Source organism: Streptomyces sp. NBC_00637, assembly GCF_045161545.1.
In the GTDB taxonomy this organism is placed as follows: domain Bacteria; phylum Actinomycetota; class Actinomycetes; order Streptomycetales; family Streptomycetaceae; genus Streptomyces.
In genome coordinates this window covers 6,775,285-6,788,767 of the sequence record NZ_CP109046.1, presented here as the reverse complement: position 1 = coordinate 6,788,767, position 13,483 = coordinate 6,775,285, and the positions used below count along the sequence as shown (strand labels likewise).

The window sequence follows — 13,483 nt, the reverse complement described above, 5'->3', positions numbered from 1 at the left end:
CGGCTGCTCCTAGCGACGGGGGGGTCGGCGGAAGGTTACCGCCGGTATCCCGGGGATTGAAGATGAACATGCGTCAAGTTTTCGGCAGGTGGAGGTCCTCGGAAATCGGATGGAGCCGAATCGCATGTCGATACGTCTATTCGACGACGTCCGTACGACGACGCCGAAGTGACCGAAGTGCAGATGCAGATGTGACGGAGGTGCAAGGCGATGGCCGGTTTCCGGAGTCTGGCGAGACAGGTGCGAGACCCCCGGTGCGATCTGGCACTGCGGCGGTACTCACTGCGCAAGTGCCTTGAACGGTTCGCCCCCTACGGACACCGCGCGACCTGGGACCACCTGTGCTCCCGGGCCGGGTTCGGTCCCGAGGACCGCTCCCCCGATCCGGCGCGGCTCGTGGCCGCGTTGGACGAACTGGAGGAGGCGCGGGCGGTATGGCTGGCCTACGAGGCCGAGTTCGCCGAGCGCCGCAAGAAGGAGAAGCACGACGGACTGCGCAGGCCCGGCAGTGTGGACGACTGGCACCGGCTGACCTGGGGCGGTTTCGGCGTCGCCTGGTGCGACGACCCGCGACGGCACCCCCGGGAGTCGATGGCCGGCGTCCTGCGCAAGCTGATCGCCGCGCTGGAGCGCGCACCGGGTTCCGGATGCCCGGTGTGCGGCGGCGAGCGGCTGCCGTGGAAGTACGACCTGGATCACGAACCGTCGGCCGGCCCGGTCTGCGCGGACTGCGGAATTCTCGTACCGCGCCCGGTGCTCACGCCCGAGGCCCTGGCGTACGCCAGGAGCGGACGACTGCTGGTGTCGGCCTGACACCGGCCCGAGCTCTGCCCAAGGTCGGCCCTCGGCCGGCCTGAGAGCACGGCGGGGGTGCGCCGGGGATGCCGCACCCCCCGATATGCCGGCGCCCGACCAGGACGACGACCGGGGCACCGGGCCGCCGACCGCTGTCGTCGACCGCGGGCGTTGTCGGTGGCGTTGTCGGTGGCGGGTGTCACCATCGGGGCATGGTGCAGGTCTGTCTCAACGGAACGCGCGGCGCCGCGGACGGTGCGATCGTGCCGCTGACGCCCGAGGCGCTGGCGGACGCCGCGGCCGAGGCCGTCGCGGCGGGCGCCACGGATGTCCACGTCCATCCCAAGACGCCGTGCGGCCGGGACACGTTGTCGCCGCGGGTGGTCGCCGCGACCCTCGAGGCGATACGGGCCCGGGTGTCGGTGCCGGTCGGCGTGACCACGGGCGCCTGGGCCCATCCGGACCCGGTGGACCGGCTCGCCCGGGTGCGCGACTGGACGGTGCTGCCCGACCACGCCTCCGTCAACTGGCACGAGCCGGGCGCGGAGGAGCTGGCCGCCGCCCTCCTGCGAAGAGGCGTCGGCGTGGAGGCCGGCATCTGGTCCGGTACGGACGGGGCGACGCGGTTCACCCGCTCGCCTCTCGGCCCGCAGGTGCTGCGTGTGCTCGCGGAGGTGACGGACACCGCCCCGGACACCGCCGAGTCCACGGCGCACGCTCTCCTGGCCGAGCTCGGTACCGCGTTCGGCCGTCCGGTCCTGCTGCACGGGGAGGACGGCGGCGCGTGGCCCGTGCTGCGGCTGGCGGCGCGGCTGGGCCTGCCGACCCGGGCGGGCCTGGAGGACACACTGACCCTGTCGAACGGTGAACGGGCCCTGTCCAACGCCCAGTTGGTGACCGAGGCGCTGACCCGGCACAGGTGATGCCACCGCGCGGGGCAGCGAGGTTACCAGCCCCTAATCGGGTCGCTCCATCCGTTTCCGGGCGGGGACAGTGCAGGCGACGAAACCCGACCGGACGACGCCTCACCGGCCTTGAAGGAGCCCTCATGTCGACGCTGCGCGTCACCGCCGAAGTGCTGACCGTCCTCGAACACCCCAACGCCGACGCCCTCGAACTGGCCCAGGTCGGCCTGTACCGGGCCGTCGTCGCCAAGGGCGCGTACCGTACCGGCGACGCCGCCCTGTACATCCCCGAGCAGTCGGTGCTCCCCACCGCGCTCGTCGAGGAGCTGGGGCTGACCGGACGGCTGGCGGGCTCCGGGTCGGACCGGGTGAAGGCGGTGCGGCTGCGGGGCGAGCTGTCGCAGGGGATCGTGTGCCGGCCCCAGGCGCTGGCGGACGTCGACCTGGCGCTGGCCGCCGCGCAGGGCACCGACTTCGCCGAGCGGCTGGGCATCGTCAAATGGGTGCCGCCGATCCCGCCGACCATGGACGGAGACGTCGAAGCGGCGCCGGATCTGCTGCCCTGGGTCGACATCGAGAACATCCAGCGCTACCCCGGCATCTTCGAGGCCGGCGAGCCGGTGGTCCTGACCGAGAAACTGCACGGCTCGGCCTGCCTGCTGACGTATGTCGCGGACGAGGAGCGGGTCTACGTCTCCTCGAAGGGCTTCGGCGCGAAGTCCCTCGCCCTGACGGAGGATCCGGGGAACCTGTACTGGCGGGCCGTACGCGGGCATGGCGTCCCGCAGGCGGCGGCCCGTCTCGCCGAGCGGCTGGGCGCGCGCCGGATCGGGATCTTCGGGGAGGTGTACGGAGCGGGCGTGCAGGACCTGACGTACGGCGCCGACGGCCGGCGCGACACCCTCGGCTACGCGGTGTTCGACGTGTCCGCGGAGATCGACGGGGTGGTGCGCTGGCTGGACACGGCGGACCTGCTCGACGGCGAACTGCCCCTTGTGCCACGCCTGTTCGAGGGCCCGTACGACAGCGAGCGGGTCCTGGAGTGCGCGACCGGCCGCGAGACGGTGTCCGGACGGGGGCTGCACCTGCGCGAGGGTGTGGTGATCCGGCCGGCCGTCGAGCGCTACAGCCCGGTGACGGGGGGACGCGCGATCGCCAAGGCGGTGAGCGGCGCGTACCTGACCCGTAAGGGCGGAACCGAGTACGAGTGAGGGGCGGAACCGGCCCGCGGCCGGCTCAGCAGCAGCCGGCCGCCTTCACCTCCGCCCGCCGCCCGCCCGAGCGCTCCTCCTCCGCCCGTGCCCCCTCCGCGCGCTTCTCCCCCGCAGGCCTGTCCTCCGCCTTCTCCACGAGGAGTCGGGAGCCCGAACCGCGTTCACCGAAGGCGTCGTCGGGGTTGGACAGGACGCAGGTGGCGAGGGACAGGCAGCCGCAGCCGATGCAGTCGGTGAGGTGGTCGCGGAGCCGGTTGAGCTGCTTGATGCGTTCGTCCAGCTCCGCGCGCCACGCCGCCGAGAGACGGGCCCAGTCCTCACGGGTCGGGGTGCGCTCCTCGGGGAGCTCGGCGAGCGCCTCGCGGATCGTGGCCAGTGGGATGCCGACGCGCTGCGCCGCGCGGACGAAGGCGACGCGACGCAGCGCGTCACGGTGGTAGCGGCGCTGGTTGCCCGCCGTGCGACGGCTGCTGATCAGCCCCTTCGTCTCGTAGAAGTGCAGGGCGGAGACGGCGGCACCGCTGCGCGCGGCGAGCTGGCCGACCGTGAGCTCGTGGATCTTCTCGGGAATCTGGGGCACCCCTGGAAGCCTACCCATCGCCTTGTCCGCGGGTGCGTTGACATCGGCCCGGAGCCCGACCATGCTAAGCAGTCGCTTAGACCCATGGCATGGTGACATGGGCAGCTGGTGACGCGAGAGGGCCGCAGACATGGCAGAGCCGAAGATCTTCACGTCCGCCGACGACCTGAAGGCGGCGGTGGGCGAGCAGCTGGGGTACACCGACTGGCTGGAGGTCGACCAGAAGCGGATCGACCTCTTCGCGGAGGCCACCGGGGACCACCAGTGGATCCATGTCGACCCCGAGAAGGCCGCCGCGGGCCCCTTCGGCACCACCATCGCGCACGGCTATCTCACGCTCTCCCTGCTGCCGCTGTTCGGTCCGCAGCTGATCAGGGTCGAGAACGTGAAGATGGGCGTCAACTACGGGACGAACAAGGTCCGCTTCCCCGCCCCGGTACCCGTCGGCTCGCGGGTGCGCGCCACCGCGACGATCACCGGCGTCGAGGACGTCACCGGCGGCGTCCAGGTGGCCGTCGCGTTCACCGTGGAGCGCGAGGGCGGGGACAAGCCCGTGTGCGTGGCGGAGTCGGTGTCCCGCTACTACCTCTAGAGGACGCCCGTCGGGCGACCGGGGCGGATGACGCCCGTCGGGCGCTACTTCGCCGCGCCCACCATCCGCAGCACGAGGTCGGCGTACAGCGCGCCGACCTCGTCGGGTGTGCGCGGGCCGTCCACGTTGAACCAGCGGGCCACGTCGATGCAGAGGGACAGCACGGCGAGGGTCGTGCCGTGCACGTCCAGCACCGCGAACTCGCCGCTCGCCACGCCGTCCTCGATGATCCCGCGCACCTCGGCGTCGACCTGCCGGCGCAGGTCGAGGATCTCGGCGCGGGCATCGGGGCCGAGCGCGTCCAGTTCGTACTGGACGACCCGTGCCGTGGTGCGCCGCCCGGCATGCCAGCGGACGAAGGAGCTCACGGCGTCCGCGAGCCGTCCGGTGGCGTCGCCCTCGCCGGCGGCCGCCGTGCGCAGGATGCCCAGCGCGCGGTCGTGGCCGATCCGGCTGATGCGGTGCAGCAGCTCTTCCTTGGTCTTGTAGTGGATGTACAGGGCGGCCGGGCTCATCCCCGCGCGGCCCGCGATGTCGCGGGTCGTCGTCGCGTGGTAGCCGCGTTCGGCGAAGGCCTCCACGGCGGCGACCAGCAGTCGCCGCGCCGCGTCAGGGGTGACCTCTTCCCACGGCTCGATCTCGCCGCCGGCCGTCTCCTCCGCCGTACTCATCGCTCGTTCGCCCCTCTCGGTACAGGAGCTACACCATACCGCCGAAGGTGAGCGGCCGCTTAGCGTGCCTGCTCAGATCTTCTCGAAGGGGTCGTGGTCGGCGAGAAGCTTCTCCAGGCGGGCCTGGTCGACCCGGCTGACGATCTGCCCGGCCTCCTGGCGGTCGCGGATCACCTTCGCCAGCGTGAAGGCGGAGGTCACCAGGTACAGGACGGCGATCGCCAGAAAGCCACGCACCCAGGCGTCGGTGTGGAGGTTGTAGATGCCGATGGCGGTGGCCGCGATGGCGATGCCGAAGGAGGCGACGGCCTGTCCGTAGAACGCCGCCGTGCTCTGCTGCTTGACCGGTGTGTCACTTATGGGGACAAGCTTCGCCGGAGGTGGCCGCCGCCACATCCGTCCGCCTACTCAGAAGGTACTCAGAACGCCGAAACCCCCGTCAGCGCCCGCCCGATGAGCAGTTTCTGGATCTGGCTCGTGCCCTCGTAGAGGGTCATCACCCGGGCGTCGCGCAGGAGTTTGCCCGCCGGGTACTCGTCGATGTAGCCGTAGCCGCCGAAGACCTGGAGGGCGTTGTTGGCGGCGCGGACGGCGGCCTCCGAGGCGAAGAGCTTGGCCTGGGAGGACTCGGTGGCGAAGGGCAGCCCCCGGTCGATCAGGTCCGCGACCCGCCAGGTCAGCAGCCGGGCCGCGTCGACGTCGACCGCGATGTCGCTGATCAGTTCCTGGACGAGCTGGTGGTGGGCGATGCTCTTGCCGAACTGCTCGCGCTCGCCCGCGTACCGCACGGCCGCGTCCAGGGCGGCCTGCGCTATGCCGACACAGCCGGCCGCCACCGACATACGGCCCTTGGCCAGCGCCGACATCGCGACGGAGAAGCCCTTGCCCTCGGGCGCCAGCATCGCGGAGGCCGGGACCCGGACGTCGTCGAGGACCAGCTCGGCGGTCGCCTGGCCGCGCAGGCCGAGCTTGCCGTGGATCGCGCGGCGGCTCAGACCCGGGGTGTCGGTGGGGACGAGGAACGCGGAGACGCCCTTGTGACCCGGCGCGTTCGTCGAGCGGGCGAAGAGCAGGACGACGTCGGCCCAGGTGCCGTTCGTGATGAACATCTTGGTGCCGTTGATGACGTAGGAGTCGCCGTCACGGACCGCGCGGGTGCCGAGGTTGCCCGCGTCCGATCCGGTGCCGGGCTCGGTCAGGCCGAAGCAGCCGACGTAGGCGCCGGAGGTCAGCCCCGGCAGCCAGCGCCGCTTCTGCTCCTCGCTCCCCCAGGCCGCGACGCTCTTCGCGACCAGCCCGAGGGAGACGGAGACGATCCCGCGCACGGAGGAGTCCCCGCGGCCCAGCTCCTCCGTGACCAGGCAGTACGCGAGGTGGTCGCCGCCCGAGCCGCCGTACTCCTCGTCGATCGTCAGGCCGAGGAAGCCGACCTTGCCCAGCTTGTCGACCAGGGACCGGTCGATCTCCTCGGCCCGGTCCCAGGCGACGGCGTGCGGGGCGACCTCGCGGTCCACGAAGTCCTTGGCGAGCCGCCGGACGGCCTCCTGCTCCTCGCTGAGCGCCAGATTCACCACGAGATCACCTCACCGGGAAAGGTTTTCGAGACCGCTTCACCCTCGCGCTCACGATTGCTCATTAAATTAGCACCGCTAGTTTACGCTGTGCAGCCCTACTATGTGCGCCATGGCCCGACCGCGCAAGCCCCTCCTCAGCACCGACCGGATCGTCGAGACCGCACGGACGCTCGTGGACGCGGAGGGCCTGCCGGCCGTATCCACCCGGCGGCTCGCCGCCGAGCTGGGGGTGAGCGGGCCCTCGCTGTACAACCACTTCCGCACGAAGGACGAGATCCTGGAGGCCGTCGCCGACTCGGTCAGCGCGCAGGTCGACCTGTCGATGTTCGAGGACGGCCGGGAGTGGCGGACCGCGCTGCACGACTGGGCCGTCTCCTACCGCGCCGCCCTGCGCGACCACCCGAACATCGTCCCGGTGCTCGCCCAGGGACCCGGCCGCCGGCCCGCCGGGCTGCGCGTCGCCGACGCGGCCTACGGCGCGATGGTCCGCGCCGGGTGGCCGCCCGCGCAGGCCACCTCCATCGGCGCGCTGATGCGCTACTTCGTCATGGGCTCCGCCCTGGGCTCGTTCGCCGGCGGCTTCGTCGACGACGTGAACGCCTACGATCCCGCCGACTACCCCCACCTCGGACAGGCCCACCTCCTCGCCGAACAGCAGGAGAAGATCGACGAGCGGGCGTTCGAGACCGGGCTCAGGGCCCTGCTGGACGGGCTCTCCCAGCAGTTCGCGCAGCTGCCCTAGGACACGACCTGGCACGGTTCGGCGGTCACCGAAGTGTCCGTCGCGCATGCTGGGACACGTGAGCATCACGGAGACCGGGGACGACAGGGACGTACGGGCGCCGGGGCTGGCCGCCCTCGCCGGGCTCGTCGCCGACGAGACGCGGGCCGTCTGTCTGCTGGCGCTGCTCGACGGGCGGGCGTGGACCGCCGGCGAGCTGGCCCGGCACGCGGGCGTGGCCCCGTCGACGCTGAGCGAGCACCTGGGCAAGCTGGTCGCGGGCGGGCTGCTGGCCGAGGAGCGTCAGGGACGGCACCGGTACGTCCGGCTCGCCGGCACCCGGGTCGCCCAGCTCGTGGAGGACCTGGCCGGCCAGGTCGCCCCGCATCCCGCCGGCCGGCCGCGCACCCTGCGCGCCGCGAGCGCCGGATCGGCGATGGCCCGGGGCCGGACCTGCTACGACCACCTCGCCGGACGGCTCGGCATCGCCGTCACCGACGCGCTCACCGCCCGCAAACTGCTGAGCACGGCGAGCGGGCCGCAGGCGCGGTCCGACGGGGCGGAGCCGCAGAGGGAGACGGAGACGAAGGCGGAGACGGAGAGGCGACCGAGCCCGGACCGGCCGACGGCACCTGATTCCGGGGAACGGGCCACCGGGTTCCTGCTGACCGAGGCCGGGCTGCGCTGGTTCGAGAGCAGCGGCATCGCGCTCGACCGCGCGTCCCGCCGGCCGCTCGCCCGCGCCTGTCTCGACTGGACCGAGCGCCGCCCCCACCTGGCGGGCGCGGCGGGCGCGGCCCTGTGCCGGCACGCCCTCGACACGGGATGGTGCGTGCGGATCGGCTCCGAGCGGGCCGTGAAGGTGACGGCGGCGGGCGAACGGGCGCTGGCCGAACTGCTGGGCATCCAGGCGGGGGCGCTGCGCTGACCCGCGCCCACCGGCCGGTCCGCCGACCCGCCCGCCGACCCGCCCGCCGACCCGCGCGGTGCCGACACCGGGCGCTCGGACCCCGTCCGAAATCCGCGAGCTTCGACCCGCCTTTCTTCCTAGCCTGAGGAGCATGATGAACACCCCCCGGCGTGCCGAACGTCGTACAGAGCTGCTCGCCGCCGGCGCGGCCGCCGTGACCGTCGTGCTGTGGGCCTCGGCCTTCGTGTCGATCCGCAGCGCGGGGGACGCGTACTCGCCCGGGGCGCTGGCGCTCGGACGGCTGGCCTCCGGGACGCTGGTGCTGGGGGTCATCTGTGCCGTACGGCGCGCGGGGTGGCCGCCGAGGGCCGCCTGGCGCGGGATCGCCGTCTCGGGCGTGCTGTGGTTCGGCTTCTACATGGTCGTCCTCAACTGGGGTGAGCAGCAGGTGGACGCGGGGACGGCGGCGCTGGTGGTGAACATCGGGCCGATCCTGATCGCGCTGCTCGGCGCGCGGCTGCTCGGGGACGTGATGCCGCCGCGCCTGCTGGCGGGGATGGCGGTGTCGTTCGCGGGCGCGGTCGCGGTGGGGCTGTCGATGTCGGGCGAGGGCGGATCGTCGGTGCTCGGCGTGGTCCTGTGCCTGCTCGCCGCTTTCGGTTACGCGGGCGGGGTCGTCGCGCAGAAGCCCGCCCTGGGCCGGGCGACCGCGCTCCAGGTGACGACGTTCGGCTGTGTCGTCGGGACGGTGGTGTGTCTGCCGTTCGCGGGGCAACTGGTCCACGAGGCGGCCGACGCACCGGTCTCCGCGACGCTGAACATGGTCTACCTGGGCATCTTCCCCACCGCGCTCGCCTTCACCACGTGGGCGTACGCCCTGGCCCGGACGACCGCGAGCCGCATGGGCGCGACCACGTACGCGGTGCCCGCCCTGGTCGTCCTGATGTCGTGGCTGGCCCTGGGCGAGGTGCCGGGGGCGCTCACCCTGGCCGGTGGAGTGCTGTGCCTGGCGGGTGTGGCCGTGTCGCGGTCGAGGCCGCGCACGCCGCGTACGCCTCCGGCGCAGGGAGCGGAAGCGGCGCCGGGAGCGGACGCGGGGCAGGGAGCGGAGGCGGGGCAGGCGGATGTTCCGGCGCCGGGGCCCGACCGGGAGGTCGGCCCCCGGACGGGCTGACACCCCCGGAACGGGCCGAGGCCCCGGGACGCGCCAAGACCCCCAGGCTTCCCGGACGAGCGGAGGACCCCGGGCTCCCCGGACGGGCTCCCCGGACAGGCCGAGGGCCCGGAAGGAGCTGAGGCCTCCTCCGGTGGGACCTGGCGTCAGAAGACCACCAGGGCCCGTCCTCCCTTGCCCGCCAGCATGTTGTCGAAGGCCCCCGGGATGTCCTCCAGGGCGATGCGTTCCGTCACCAGGGCGCTCAGGTCCAGCCGGCCCGCCCGGACGTGGTCGGCGAGGACCGGGAGGTCCTGCGCGGGGTCGCAGTTGCCGTAGACACAGCCGGCCAGGGTGCGGCCCCAGTGGAAGAGCTCCAGGGCGTTGAAGGTGACCTGCTGGTCCTTGCCGCCGATACCGACGACCGCGGTGCGGCCCCCGCGCCGGGTCGACTCCCAGGCCGTCCGGATGGTGACCGCGCGGCCCACGCACTCGACGGCCACGTCGACGCCCTGCTTGCCGGTGAGGGCGCGGATCTCGCGGGGTGTCCCCTCGGAGGCGACCACGTACTCCGTGGCGCCCGCGGCCCGGGCCAGCTCCTCCTTCTCCGGGGAGACGTCGACGGCGACGATCGTCGAGGCGCCCGCGATCCGGGCCGCCTGGAGGGTGGCGAGGCCTACGCCGCCGACGCCGAAGACGGCGACCGTCTCGCCGGCCCGGAGGCGCGCGCAGTGGTGGACGGCGCCGTAGCCGGTGAGGACCGCGCAGCCGAGCAGGGCCGCGTCGGTGAGGGGGATGCCGTCCGGCAGGGGCAGCACGCAGGAGGCCGGTACGACGGTCTCCTCGGCGAAGGCGGCGACGTTCAGCCCGGGGTGCAGGTCGGTGCCGTCCGTCGTGCGGGCGTACACCTCCGCGGCCCCGTTGAGGGCGTTCACGCACAGCCAGACCTCGCCGAGCGTGCAGGGGTGGCAGGTTCCGCAGGACGGGGCCCAGTTGAGGATGACGCGGGCGCCGGGCGCCAGGTGCGCGACCCCTTCGCCGACGGCGACGACCGTGCCCGCGCCCTCGTGCCCCAGGACGGCGGGGACCGGCACCCGCATGGTGCCGTCGGACAGGGACAGGTCGGAGTGACAGACCCCGGCGGCGGCGAGCCGGACACGGACCTGGCCGGGCCCGGGGTCCGGAAGGTCGATCTCCCTGATCTCCAACGGAGCGCCGATGGCGGGGAGTACGGCGGCACGGACAGCCATGTTCGGTTGACTCCCTTAGAACTGGAGGGACTTGGTCTGGAGGTATTCGGCGAGGCCGTGGGCGCCGAGCTCGCGGCCGACCCCCGACTGCTTGTAGCCGCCGAAGGGCGCGAGCGGGTTGAAGCGGCCGCCGTTGATGTCGACCTGGCCGGTCTCCATCCGGCGGGCGAAGGCCACCGCCTCCGCCTCGTCGCCGGCCCAGACGGCGCCCGCGAGGCCGTAGACCGTGCCGTTGGCGATCCGCAGGGCGTCCTCCTCGTCCTCGTAGCGCAGGACGGACAGGACGGGGCCGAAGATCTCCTCCTGGGCGACGGCCATGTCGGGGGTGACGTCGGCGAAGACCGTGGGGCTGACGAAGTAACCCCGTTCACGCGGGGACCGGGCGCCGCCCGCGACCAGGCGGGCCCCTTCCGCGACGCCCTTCTCGATGTACCCCAGCACCCGGGCGCGCTGTTCGGCGTTGACGACGGGGCCGATGCGGTCGGCGTACTTGGCGGCGGCCGCCGCGGCGAGCTCCACCGCCTCGTCGTACCGGTCGCGGTGGACGAGCATCCGGGTCCACGCGCTGCATGTCTGGCCGGAGTTGGACATCACGTTGGCGACGCCGACGTTGACCGCCCTGGCCAGGTCGGCGCTGGGCAGGATGACGTTGGCGGACTTTCCGCCGAGTTCCAGGGCCACCTTCTTGACGGCGGCGCCGGCCGTCGCCGCGATCCGCCTGCCCACCGCCGTGGAGCCGGTGAAGGACACCAGGTCGACCCCGGGGTGCTCGACGAGGGCCTGGCCGGCGACCGGGCCGAGCCCGGTGACGAGGTTGAGGACGCCGGCCGGGACGCCCGCCTCGTGGACCGCCTCGGCGAAGAGCTGGGCGGTCAGCGGGGTGTCCTCGGCGGGCTTCAGGACCACCGTGCAGCCCGCGGCGAGGGCCGGGGCGACCTTGGCGACGATCTGGTGCAGCGGGTAGTTCCAGGGGGTGATGGCGCCGACCACGCCGATCGGTTCGTGGAAGACGGTCGAGTTGCCGACCTTCTCCTCGAAGGGGTGGGTCGCGGCCAGCTCGGCGTAGGAACCCGCCACCGCGATCGGCACCGCCGCGTGGACGGCCTGGGAGAAGGCGAGAGGCGCGCCGAGTTCGGCGGTGACCGTCTCGGCGATCTCGTCCTTGCGGGCCGCCAGCACGTCCCGCAGCGCGGCCAGTCGGGCCGCCCGCTCGGCGGGCGGGGTCGCGGCCCAGCCCGGCAGGGCGGTGCGGGCCGCCCGTACGGCGGCGTCGACGTCGACGGCGTCACCCGCCGGCACCCGGGCGATCACCCGCTCGTCCACCGGGTCGACCACCTCGATCACCTCCCGGCCGGCGGCCGGGCGCCAGGCGCCGTCGAGGTAGATGCCGTCATGTGCCTTCATCGCGTTCCCTTCGGGCGGGCCTCGTCGTCCGCGACCTAAACTAGCGTTGATAGTTTTCTGGCACCAGAGGACGGCGGGTGAAGGACGCGGAACGCGCCGGACACCGGAGCGCGGACGCCCCGGGACGCCCGCGCGCTCGTCCTCACTCGTCGAGGTCGGGCAGCCGGGCCGGAGCCGGACTGATGCGCTCGCCGTGCTGGTCGAAGACGAAGAGGTGGGCGATGTCGACCAGGAGCGGGACCTGCATCCCGTGCCGGAGGTCGAAGTCGGGCGTGGTGCGCACGACGAGATCACCGAGGGGACGGGCCTCCGGGGACGGGGGCGGCCCGTCCTGCGCCGCCGGCTGCTCCAGGACGTCGACCGCACCGGACCCCGGACCGCCGCCCCTGCGCAGCCGGCCCAGGACCCCGCCCGCGCGGCGGCGGCGCCGCGGCGGCCGCTGGACGGGGCGGGGCGCCTCCAGCTCCGGCACGACCGCGAGCCGGGAACCGGTGTTGAAGTGCACCAGCACCTCGTGGCCCTGGAACTCCACGTGCTCCACCAGGCCGGTGATGTGGGTCTCGCCGGGCCGGGCGTCGGCGGGCGTGGCGATCCGGACGGCCTCCGAGCGCAGTCCGACGATCACCTCCCGGCCCTGCTGCACGCGCAGCAGTTTGTGGTCCAGGGAGTGCGGTTCGGGCAGTCGCAGCGCCTGCTTGCCGAGGCTGATCGTCATGGCGCCGTCGAGCGGGGCGCGGACCAGCCCGCGCAGGAGGTTGATGCGCGGGGTGCCGATGAAGGCGGCGACGAAGACGTTGCGCGGCAGGGCGTAGACCGAGCGCGGGGTGCCCACCTGCTGGAGGACGCCGCCGCGCAGTACGGCGACCCGGTCGCCGAGCGACATGGCCTCGGCCTGGTCGTGCGTGACGTAGACCGTGGTGACGCCCAGGTGCCGGGTCAGTTTGGCTATCTCGGCCCGCAGATGGTTGCGGAGCTTGGCGTCGAGGTTGGACAGCGGTTCGTCCATCAGGAAGGCGGACGGGTGCCGGGCGATGGCCCGGCCCATGGCCACGCGCTGGCGTTCGCCGCCGGAGAGCTGGCCGGGGAAGCGGTCGAGGAGATCCTCGATGCCGAGCATCCGGGCGGTGGCGGCCACGCGGGGGCCCGGGTCGGCGCCGGGGGCCTCGATGCGCAGCGGGAAGCCGATGTTGTCGCGGCCGGTCATGTTCGGGTAGAGCGCGAAGTTCTGGAAGACCATCGCGATGTCCCGCCCCGAGGGCGCCAGGTCGTTGGCGTACTCGCCGTCGAGCCGTAACTCGCCCTCGGTGATGTGCTCCAGACCCGCGATCATGCGGAGCACGGTGGACTTGCCGCAGCCGGAGGGGCCCAGCAGGACCAGGAACTCGCCGGGCGCGATGTCCAGCGACAGCCGGTCCACGACCCGGACGCCTCGGGTGTGGACCTTGCTGACGTCGTGCAACGAGATGGCGCGTGTCATGAGAAGTGTCCCCGGGGACTCGTGTGCCGGGCCGGCCCGGCCGCTGCTCCGCTGTCCGACCTGCCCCGTGCGGTCGAACGGGGCTTGTGAGTCACGGAAGTTAACGGACTGTGCGCACCCGGGGGAAGAGACAGGCCCGGATCGGACGCCGCCGTCCGACAGGTGAGAAACCGGACTGTCCGGTTCAGGGGGCGTCGGCCCCTTCGCCGCGGACGCGGGCACGGACGCCGGCGCGGC

General features: G+C 73.0%; 14 protein-coding genes. 7 read left to right on the top strand and 7 right to left on the bottom strand.

What is annotated here, in order from left to right; genetic code table 11:
• Positions 1-210 precede the first annotated feature (210 nt).
• From OG440_RS29840 to OG440_RS29830, 3 genes are all read left to right on the top strand, one after another.
• Positions 211-813, top strand: a complete 603-nt coding sequence (locus OG440_RS29840; RefSeq protein WP_406009865.1) for a hypothetical protein — start codon at positions 211-213, stop codon at positions 811-813.
• A gap of 194 nt (positions 814-1,007) precedes the next feature.
• Positions 1,008-1,718 carry a 3-keto-5-aminohexanoate cleavage protein gene (locus OG440_RS29835; RefSeq protein WP_406009864.1) on the top strand — a complete coding sequence of 237 codons (711 nt, stop codon included), beginning with the start codon at positions 1,008-1,010 and terminating at the stop codon, positions 1,716-1,718.
• 125 nt (positions 1,719-1,843) lie between these two features.
• A complete protein-coding gene (locus OG440_RS29830) occupies positions 1,844-2,911 on the top strand; it encodes an RNA ligase (ATP) (protein ID WP_406009863.1) in 1,068 nt (355 codons plus the stop codon).
• A gap of 25 nt (positions 2,912-2,936) precedes the next feature.
• Here the strand turns inward: OG440_RS29830 and soxR are convergent, their stop codons facing one another.
• Positions 2,937-3,494 carry a redox-sensitive transcriptional activator SoxR gene (soxR, locus tag OG440_RS29825; RefSeq protein WP_406009862.1) on the bottom strand — a complete coding sequence of 186 codons (558 nt, stop codon included), beginning with the start codon at positions 3,492-3,494 and terminating at the stop codon, positions 2,937-2,939.
• Positions 3,495-3,624: 130 nt separating this feature from the next.
• Between soxR and OG440_RS29820 the strand changes: the two genes are divergently transcribed.
• The gene (locus tag OG440_RS29820; protein ID WP_267020719.1) at positions 3,625-4,086 is read left to right on the top strand and encodes a MaoC family dehydratase; all 462 of its coding nucleotides are present in this window, start codon (positions 3,625-3,627) and stop codon (positions 4,084-4,086) included.
• 44 nt (positions 4,087-4,130) lie between these two features.
• Here OG440_RS29820 and OG440_RS29815 read toward each other — a convergent pair whose 3' ends face one another.
• From OG440_RS29815 to OG440_RS29805, 3 genes are all read right to left on the bottom strand, one after another.
• Positions 4,131-4,757 (bottom strand): TetR/AcrR family transcriptional regulator, encoded by a 627-nt coding sequence (locus OG440_RS29815; RefSeq protein WP_020128242.1) that lies wholly within the window; start codon positions 4,755-4,757, stop codon positions 4,131-4,133.
• A 72-nt stretch (positions 4,758-4,829) separates the two neighbouring features.
• Positions 4,830-5,117, bottom strand: a complete 288-nt coding sequence (locus OG440_RS29810; RefSeq protein ID WP_020128241.1) for a YiaA/YiaB family inner membrane protein — start codon at positions 5,115-5,117, stop codon at positions 4,830-4,832.
• A 59-nt stretch (positions 5,118-5,176) separates the two neighbouring features.
• The gene (locus OG440_RS29805) at positions 5,177-6,328 is read right to left on the bottom strand and encodes an acyl-CoA dehydrogenase family protein (RefSeq protein WP_406011492.1); all 1,152 of its coding nucleotides are present in this window, start codon (positions 6,326-6,328) and stop codon (positions 5,177-5,179) included.
• 112 nt (positions 6,329-6,440) lie between these two features.
• On the opposite strand from OG440_RS29805, the gene OG440_RS29800 reads away from it, so the two are divergent.
• The 3 genes from OG440_RS29800 (at position 6,441) to OG440_RS29790 (ending at position 9,136) form a co-directional block, all read left to right on the top strand.
• Positions 6,441-7,073, top strand: coding sequence for a TetR/AcrR family transcriptional regulator (locus OG440_RS29800; RefSeq protein WP_406009861.1), 633 nt, complete (start codon positions 6,441-6,443; stop codon positions 7,071-7,073).
• Between the two features lie 46 nt (positions 7,074-7,119).
• A complete protein-coding gene (locus OG440_RS29795; protein WP_406009860.1) occupies positions 7,120-7,980 on the top strand; it encodes an ArsR/SmtB family transcription factor in 861 nt (286 codons plus the stop codon).
• Positions 7,981-8,113: 133 nt separating this feature from the next.
• A complete protein-coding gene (locus OG440_RS29790) occupies positions 8,114-9,136 on the top strand; it encodes a DMT family transporter (protein WP_406009859.1) in 1,023 nt (340 codons plus the stop codon).
• 146 nt (positions 9,137-9,282) lie between these two features.
• Here the strand turns inward: OG440_RS29790 and OG440_RS29785 are convergent, their stop codons facing one another.
• The 3 genes from OG440_RS29785 to OG440_RS29775 all read right to left on the bottom strand — a co-directional run bounded on the left by OG440_RS29785 (position 9,283) and on the right by OG440_RS29775 (position 13,246).
• Positions 9,283-10,365 (bottom strand): Zn-dependent alcohol dehydrogenase, encoded by a 1,083-nt coding sequence (locus OG440_RS29785; protein ID WP_406009858.1) that lies wholly within the window; start codon positions 10,363-10,365, stop codon positions 9,283-9,285.
• Positions 10,366-10,380: 15 nt separating this feature from the next.
• Entirely contained in the window at positions 10,381-11,769 is a 1,389-nt protein-coding gene (locus OG440_RS29780; protein WP_406009857.1) for an aldehyde dehydrogenase family protein, read from the bottom strand.
• Positions 11,770-11,911: 142 nt separating this feature from the next.
• Positions 11,912-13,246, bottom strand: a complete 1,335-nt coding sequence (locus OG440_RS29775; RefSeq protein WP_406009856.1) for an ABC transporter ATP-binding protein — start codon at positions 13,244-13,246, stop codon at positions 11,912-11,914.
• Between the last annotated feature and the right edge of the window lie 237 nt (positions 13,247-13,483).